Source organism: Streptomyces sp. P5F9 (genome assembly GCF_057961495.1).
On record NZ_JBXVPZ010000460.1, the window covers coordinates 1 to 7550 of the forward strand.

The following is a 7550-nucleotide window of genomic DNA, read 5'->3' on the forward strand; positions in this document are numbered from 1 at the left end:
GGGCTCCGCCCCCAGACCCCCATCGGCCCTGAAGGGGCCTCGTCCTCAAACGCCGGACGGGCTGATTAATGCGGGCCTGCGGTGAAAGGTTGCCGGGCGGGCTGGATTGCGTCGGCTGCGTCAGCGAAGTGCCGGACGGGGTGGGCACGCGTGGCCTGCGCTGAGAGGGTGCCGGGCAGGCTGGATGGTGGCGGCCTGCGTTGAAAAGACGCCCGGCGGGCCGGATAGCAGGCCCGGGTCAGCAAGTGTCGGAAGGGCTGGGTAGCGCCGGCCCGCGTCCAGCAGCAGCTGTCCAGACGGAGAGCCTGATGAATGCCGACCTGCGCCACCAAGCGCCGCACGGGCTGAGAGTGCCGGCCCGCGCCCAGCAGTAACCGTCCGGGCGGGCTGAAGAGTGCCGGCCCGCGGCCAGCAGAACCGCCCCGCCGGACAGGCTGAAGAGTGCCGGCCCGCGCCCAGCAGTAACCGCCCCGCCGGGCACCCTGAAAAATGCCGGCCCGTGTCGATCAGTGACCGTCCAGCCCGGCAAGCCGATCTCGTCGGACCGGTGTCGACAAGGGGCGGCCGGACGAGTGACGCGCACCCAGTAACCTTGTGCGGGGCGCACTCGCGACCCCGCCCCGCTCACCACCCCGCACCAGGAAGGTGTCCTCCCGTGGAAAACGGCGCCGCCCGGACCGCCCCGGCAGTGATTGTCGCCATCGACGGCCCCTCCGGCACGGGCAAGTCGAGCACGTCGAAGGCCGTGGCAGCGCAGCTCGGGCTGAGCTATCTGGACACCGGGGCGCAGTACCGGGCGATCACCTGGTGGATGGTGAACAACGGGATCGATCTCACCGACCCCACCGCCATCGCGGACGCGGCAGGCAAGGCGGAGATCGTCTCGGGCACCGACCCGGCGAACCCGACCATCAGCGTCGACGGCGTGGACGTGGCCGGGCCGATCCGTACCCAGGAGGTCACCTCCAAGGTCAGCGCGGTCAGTGCGGTGCCCGAGGTGCGGGCCCGGATCACCGAGCTTCAGCGGTCGCTGGCCGCCGAGGCCGAGCGGGGGATCGTGGTCGAGGGGCGGGACATCGGCACGACCGTGCTGCCCGATGCCGACCTGAAGATCTTCCTCACCGCGTCCCCCGAGGCGCGTGCCGCCCGGCGGAGTGGTGAGCTGAAGGGCGCCGATGTGCGGACCACGCGCGAGGCGCTGCTGAAGCGGGACGCGGCCGACTCCTCGCGCAAGACCTCGCCGCTCGCGAAGGCGGACGACGCGGTCGAGGTGGACACCTCCGAGCTCACGCTCCAGCAGGTCATCGAGTGCGTCGTCACCCTCGTCGGGGAGAAGCGAGCCGAGAAGTGACCGCACCTACGGAGCGCGGGGCCGAGATCGGGCGCCGCATCGGCGTCGGCCTGATGTACGGGCTGTGGAAGCCGCGTGTGCTGGGTTCCTGGAAGGTTCCCACCACCGGCCCGGTGATCCTCGCCGTCAACCACTCGCACAACATCGACGGCCCTATGGTCATCGGTGTGGCGCCCCGCGCTTCGCACTTCCTCGTCAAGAAGGAAGCGTTCGTGGGGCCGCTCGGGCCCTTCATGCGCGCCGTCGGGCAGGTGGAAGTGGACCGTTCGACCGCCGACCGTATGGCCGTCACCCGCGCGCTCGACATCCTGAAGGGCGGCGGGGTTCTCGGGATCTTCCCCGAGGGCAGCCGCGGTGAGGGCGACTTCGCCGCGCTGCGCGCCGGGCTCGCCTACTTCGCGGTCCGCAGCGGCGCCCCGATCGTGCCGGTGGCCGTGCTGGGCAGCTCGGAGAAGAGCGGACGACTGATAAAGGCGCTGCCCCCGCTGCGCTCCCGCGTCGACGTCGTCTTCGGCGACCCGTTCGACGCGGGTGACGGCTCCGGCCGCCGTACGCGCAAGGCGCTGGACGAGGCGACCGAGCGCATCCAGAAGCAGCTGGCCGCCCACCTGGACGACGCCAGGCGCCTCACCGGGCGCTAAGAGACACTTGAGTAGTGGATCACCCGAAATCCGGGGGTTCCACCGATCACCACGATGAACGAGGTACCGATCTTCATGAACGACCAGATCCAGCCCGACGGCTCCGGCGAGGAGCACGAGCACGGGGCGCTCGGCGACGCCGAGTACGCGGAGTTCATGGAGCTCGCCGCCGTAGAGGGCTTCGACATCGAGGACGTCGAGGGCGCCATCGGCGAGGCGGGACACGGGCCGCTGCCCGTCCTCGCCGTCGTCGGCCGGCCGAACGTCGGCAAGTCGACTCTCGTCAACCGCATCATCGGGCGGCGTGAAGCCGTCGTGGAGGACAAGCCGGGTGTCACGCGGGACCGTGTGACCTATGAGGCCGAATGGGCCGGGCGGCGGTTCAAGGTCGTCGACACCGGTGGGTGGGAGCAGGACGTCCTCGGGATCGACGCCTCCGTGGCCGCCCAGGCCGAGTACGCGATCGAGGCCGCCGACGCGGTCGTCTTCGTCGTCGACGCCAAGGTCGGCGCCACCGACACCGACGAGGCGGTCGTACGGCTGCTGCGCAAGGCCGGGAAGCCCGTCGTGCTGGCGGCCAACAAGGTCGACGGTCTGAGCGGCGAGTCCGACGCCTCCTATCTGTGGTCCCTGGGGCTCGGCGAGCCCCACCCCGTCTCCGCGTTGCACGGGCGCGGCACCGGCGACATGCTGGACGCCGTCCTGGAGGCCCTTCCGGAGGCGCCCGAGCAGACCTTCGGCACCGCGGTCGGCGGACCCCGCCGTATCGCGCTGATCGGTCGCCCGAACGTCGGCAAGTCCTCGCTGCTGAACCGGGTGGCGGGCGAGGAGCGTGTCGTCGTCAACGAGATCGCGGGTACGACCCGTGACCCGGTCGACGAACTGATCGAACTCGGCGGTATCACCTGGAAGTTCGTCGACACGGCGGGCATCCGCAAGCGCGTCCACCTCCAGCAGGGCGCCGACTACTACGCCTCGCTGCGCACCGCCGCCGCCGTCGAGAAGGCGGAGGTCGCGGTCATCCTGATCGACGCCTCCGAGTCCATCTCGGTGCAGGACCAGCGGATCGTCACCATGGCCGTCGAGGCGGGCCGCGCGATCGTCCTCGCCTTCAACAAGTGGGACACCCTCGACGAGGAGCGCCGCTACTACCTGGAGCGCGAGATCGAGACCGAGCTCGCCCAGGTCGCGTGGGCGCCCCGGGTGAACGTCTCGGCGCGCACCGGCCGCCACATGGAGAAGCTGGTCCCGGGCATCGAGACCGCGCTGGCAGGCTGGGAGACGCGTGTCCCGACGGGCCGACTGAACGCGTTCCTGGGCGAGTTGGTCGCCGCCCACCCGCACCCGGTCCGCGGCGGCAAGCAGCCCCGCATCCTCTTCGGCACCCAGGCCGGCACCAAGCCCCCGCGTTTCGTCCTCTTCGCCTCCGGCTTCATCGAGGCCGGCTACCGCCGCTTCATCGAGCGCCGCCTGCGCGAGGAGTTCGCCTTCGAGGGCACCCCGATCCACATCTCGGTCCGGGTCCGCGAGAAGCGCGGCAAGAAGAAGTAGCCGTAGCCGTACGGCCGTTGTGCGACACGGCTGTTCTACGACGAAGAGGGCGGCCCCTGTTGGACAGGGGCCGCCCTCTTCGTGTGCGTGCGTGCCGCGTCAGATGCCTCGGCGCGGGCCGGGGGGCAGGGCCGCCGGGATGTGGTGCATCCCGGTGTGGCCGTGCTGTTGCTGCTGCCCGGCGTGACCGAGCTGCCCGACGCGCTGCCACTGCGACTGCTGCCGGGCGCTGTAGGCCCCCGCGCTGTACGCGCTGTACGAGCCCCCGCCGAGTGAACCCCCGCCGAACGAACCGCCGCTGAACGAGCCCGTGCTGTGCGGGCTGTGCCCGAAGGCGGTGAACCCCAGCTCCTCCTCGCCGCTGCGGTCACCCGGCAGCGAGCGGAAGGTCTTGACCCACTCCGAGTAGAGCCGGTCGTAGATCGGCGTGGCCGATGGACCGCCGGGGCTGTCCTGGGCCGATCGCGAGGACGGGATCGACTGGTAGGGCCGGCTGCGGGGAACGTCGTATGCGTGCACGTATGTCCAAACGACGCGTGACCTGAAGGGATGCGGCTCAGGTGCCCGCGAGCGGCAGCGCGGAGCCGACCAGCTGGCCGTTCGCCGCGGCCTTGTCGAGTGCGCTGCGCAGCAGGTCCTCGCGGGGCTGGCGGCCGATCGAGCCGACCGGTGCCGCGAACATCAGCACCTGCTGGTGCTTGTTGGCGGCGGCCCGCCAGCTGTCGGTGACCTGGAGCGGCTGGTGTGCCTGCCACCAGGCCACCGGGGAGCCGCCGTTGCTGCTCGGCTGCAGCACCGCGTGCAGCTGGCCCGCGGCGAGCAGCACCGACCAGCCGTGCAGCACGGGCGGCACGGTGGTGATCTCGCTGAGCGGCATGAAGCCCTGCTCGATCAGCAGCGGCAGGAAGTCGTCCCCGACGCCGGTCGAGCCGGGCCGCACGATGGGCGCGGTTGGCTCGACGACCAGGGCGGGGTGCAACTCCCCCGAGATCAGGACGAGTCCGCTGGTCACCCCGAGCACGGCCTGCTCGGGTACGGCCTGCTCCGGCGCGCCGGCCGGGGCGTGCGTGTTGCCGCTGATGGAGCGGACGGCGCCCTGCAACTGCTCCTCGGTGACCTGGACGATCTGCGAGGGCAGGCAGGTGGCGTGGGCGAAGGCGAGGACGGCGGTCTCGTCGCCGATGAACAGGACGGTGCTGGTGCGCTCCTGATCGGAGTCGCCCTGGGTGCGGCACGACGTGCAGTCGTAACTGCCCGGGGCGTTGTCTCCGGCGAGCAGCCGGTCGGCTTCTTCGTCGCCGATCTCGGCGCGTACGTCGTCGCTGACGTCGAGCATGCGCGGCACGGGTGGCTCCCTCGGAATGCGGTGCCCGGTGGGTCCCGGGCTCATGAAGAAGACAACGGAGGATCTGTGGCGGGAGTCACGCTCCAGAGCGAACCGAATCGAACCAACCGAAGCGGACGGTCATGGTTGGTACGGAATCGGACACTCTGTGTCAACTCTGTGAAAGGTCAAGGGAGTTGGTGGCGTGAACCGAGTCACAACATGTGTCGGCAGCTGGTCGAAAAATCGTGAAATCAGCGAATGTAGTGGGTGGCCGAAAAGTGCCGATACCTGCGGTAACAGTGAACTGGCCTGCGGCGACGGGCAGTTGGTCGACATCGGCTCGTCCACCTCCGTACATTCCTCCGCCGTGTGCAACGAGCACCGCTCGGGACACGTCCGCCGGCCGAACAAGCCAGCAAGCAGCACCACCTCCGGCGGACGGGGAGGAGCGCGAGGACCGCGTCGATGCGCGGGAGCCGCGAACCGCCTTGGGGGACCCCGGGTTGTTGGAGAGGGAACTACATGTCCGACTGTGCCGATACCACTCGCGAGAACGCTCCTGAGACCCACAGCAAGGGTCACGTGCGTACGACGGCGGTCCTCGCCGGGGCGGCCCTGCTCGCCCCCCTCGGACTGCTGGCCGCAAGCGGCAACGCCGCGGCGGCCGACAGCGGAGTGTGGGACCGCATCGCCCAGTGCGAGAGCGGCGGCAACTGGCACATCAACACAGGCAACGGCTACTACGGAGGACTCCAGTTCTCCGCCGGGACCTGGCGCGCCTACGGCGGTTCGGCCTACGCGGCCACCGCCGACCAGGCCTCCAAGTCCGCGCAGATCGCCGTCGCCGGCAAGGTCCAGCGGGCCCAGGGCTGGGGCGCCTGGCCGGTCTGCTCGGCGAAGGCCGGAGCGAGCGGCAGCGCACCCGCGGCCTCCTCCGGCACGGTGAGCGAGAAGTCGACGACGAAGAAGTCGACCAAGAAGGCGACCCCGTCGAAGCCCGCGAAGACGCCGGCCCGCGGGACGAACAACGCCTCGCGCGGCACGTCCCGCGGCGACTACACCGTCCGCGAGGGCGACACGCTGAGCGCCATCGCCGCCCAGCACGGGACCACTTGGCGGAAGATCTACGCCGCCAACAAGTCCGTCATCGGCGCCGACCCCGATCTGATCGTCCCCGGCCAGCAGCTCGACCTCTGAGCCGAACGACTTCTGAGCCGAACGGCCTCTGAGCCGAACGGCCTTTGAGGTGGACGGCCTCTGAGCCGAGCCGCTCCCGAGCCGCCCCCGCCCGGTCCTCCGACCGGGCGGGGGCGCGCCCGTTACGCCAGTTCTGCCGCCTCGCCGCCGAACACGACACTCCCGCGCCGCAGTTCGTACACGATCGCCGCCCGGCCGCGCAGCACCGGCGGCAGCCGCTGCTCGGCCACGACCACGCACGCGTCCAACCCGCCCAGCAGGTCGTACGTGTGCGCCGCGACCGCGGGCGACATGCCCTGCGCCGGTTCGTCGACGAGCACCACACGCGCGCGTGCCAGCAGGGCCCGGGAGAGCGCCAGCATCCGCTGCTCGCCGCCGGAGAGGGTGCCGGCCCGGCGAGGGAGGAGGGGGCCCAGCTGCGGATACGCGTCGAGGGCAACGGCGTAGTCCCGCGAGGCGAGTTCGAGGTTCTCGTGGACGGTGAGGGACCCGAACACGGCCTGCCGTTCCGGCACCAGACACAGTCCCCGGCGGGCCCGTTCGTGCGCGGGCACACGGGTCACATCGGCGCCGTCCCACACCACCGCACCGCCCGACAGCGCGACCGTACCGGCGAGGGCGCGCAGGGCAGTTGTCCGGCCGGAGCCGTTGCGGCCCAGCAGGACGGTGAGGCCGTGAGCGGGGGCGGCGAGGGTGATGCCGTGCAGGGCTTCGAGGGGGCCGTAGCGCACGCGCGCGTGGCGCAGGGCGATGGTCATGCGGGGGTCTCCCGCGTGGCCTCTCGGGCGCCGGGTGGGTCGAGGACGTGACCGGGCGGACCGGAGGCGACGATCCGCCCGGCGGCCATCACATGGACCACGTCGGCGAGGTCGGCGACCAGATCGAGGTCGTGCTCGACGACGAGGAGGGCGGTGCCCTCGGCGGCCAGAGCCCTCAACACCAGGGTCAGCGAGGCCACTTCGGCGGTGTCGAGTCCGGCGGCGGGCTCGTCGAGCAGCAGCACCCGCGGACCCCCGGCGAACGCCCGCGCCAGCTCCACCCGGCGCAGCGTCCCGGTGGGCAGCCCGGCGGCGGGCAGCGACCGTACGTCCCCGTCTAGCCCGAACAGCCGCAACGCCCGCTCCACGGCGCCCGGTTCGGCGACCCGACCCTGCTCGGCACCGACGCGCACGTTCTCGGCGACGGTCAACGAGGGGAACACGGCGAGCTGTTGAAAGGTCCGGGCGATCCCGAGCCGGGTGCGGGCGTGCGCGGGCAGCCGGGTGATGTCCCGTCCCCCGAGCCGGACCTGCCCCCGCGCGGGCCGCACGGTCCCGGCCAGACAGTGGAACAGGGTGCTTTTACCAGCCCCGTTGGGCCCGACCACGGCGGTGACCTGCCCGGCCCGCACGACGAGGTCGACCCCGTCGAGCGCGGTGAAGCCGCCGTAGCGGGCGTGCAGGGTGTGGGCGGTGAGGACGGGTGGGGCCGGGCAGGTCACCGC

General features: G+C 71.5%; 8 protein-coding genes. 4 read left to right on the forward strand and 4 right to left on the reverse strand.

Features of this window, described 5'->3' with window-relative positions; genetic code table 11:
* The first annotated feature begins 655 nt into the window (after nucleotides 1-655).
* The 3 genes from cmk (at nucleotide 656) to der (ending at nucleotide 3543) form a co-directional block, all read left to right on the forward strand.
* Nucleotides 656-1351, forward strand: a complete 696-nt coding sequence (gene cmk, locus AC31A1_RS42455; RefSeq protein ID WP_489658419.1) for a (d)CMP kinase — start codon at nucleotides 656-658, stop codon at nucleotides 1349-1351.
* On the forward strand, nucleotides 1309-1992 hold the full coding sequence (locus tag AC31A1_RS42460) for a lysophospholipid acyltransferase family protein (RefSeq protein ID WP_489658420.1): 684 nt from the start codon (nucleotides 1309-1311) through the stop codon (nucleotides 1990-1992). Before cmk ends, AC31A1_RS42460 begins: the two co-directional genes overlap by 43 nt.
* Nucleotides 1993-2067: 75 nt before the next feature.
* Nucleotides 2068-3543 (forward strand): ribosome biogenesis GTPase Der, encoded by a 1476-nt coding sequence (gene der / locus AC31A1_RS42465; protein WP_450613593.1) that lies wholly within the window; start codon nucleotides 2068-2070, stop codon nucleotides 3541-3543.
* A 99-nt stretch (nucleotides 3544-3642) separates the two neighbouring features.
* Here der and AC31A1_RS42470 read toward each other — a convergent pair whose 3' ends face one another.
* Both AC31A1_RS42470 and AC31A1_RS42475 read right to left on the reverse strand, forming a co-directional pair.
* Entirely contained in the window at nucleotides 3643-4062 is a 420-nt protein-coding gene (locus tag AC31A1_RS42470; protein ID WP_489658421.1) for a hypothetical protein, read from the reverse strand.
* A 37-nt stretch (nucleotides 4063-4099) separates the two neighbouring features.
* Nucleotides 4100-4888 (reverse strand): hypothetical protein, encoded by a 789-nt coding sequence (locus AC31A1_RS42475; protein ID WP_489658422.1) that lies wholly within the window; start codon nucleotides 4886-4888, stop codon nucleotides 4100-4102.
* 504 nt (nucleotides 4889-5392) lie between these two features.
* Here AC31A1_RS42475 and AC31A1_RS42480 point away from each other — a divergent pair.
* The gene (locus AC31A1_RS42480; RefSeq protein WP_489658423.1) at nucleotides 5393-6067 is read left to right on the forward strand and encodes a transglycosylase family protein; all 675 of its coding nucleotides are present in this window, start codon (nucleotides 5393-5395) and stop codon (nucleotides 6065-6067) included.
* A gap of 122 nt (nucleotides 6068-6189) precedes the next feature.
* On the opposite strand, the gene AC31A1_RS42485 is transcribed toward AC31A1_RS42480, so the two are convergent.
* Together AC31A1_RS42485 and AC31A1_RS42490 are read right to left on the reverse strand one after the other, a co-directional pair.
* A complete protein-coding gene (locus tag AC31A1_RS42485; RefSeq protein WP_489658424.1) occupies nucleotides 6190-6825 on the reverse strand; it encodes an ATP-binding cassette domain-containing protein in 636 nt (211 codons plus the stop codon).
* On the reverse strand, nucleotides 6822-7550 hold a 729-nt coding region (locus AC31A1_RS42490), incomplete at its 5' end, for an ABC transporter ATP-binding protein (RefSeq protein ID WP_489658425.1). The genes AC31A1_RS42490 and AC31A1_RS42485, both read right to left, overlap by 4 nt.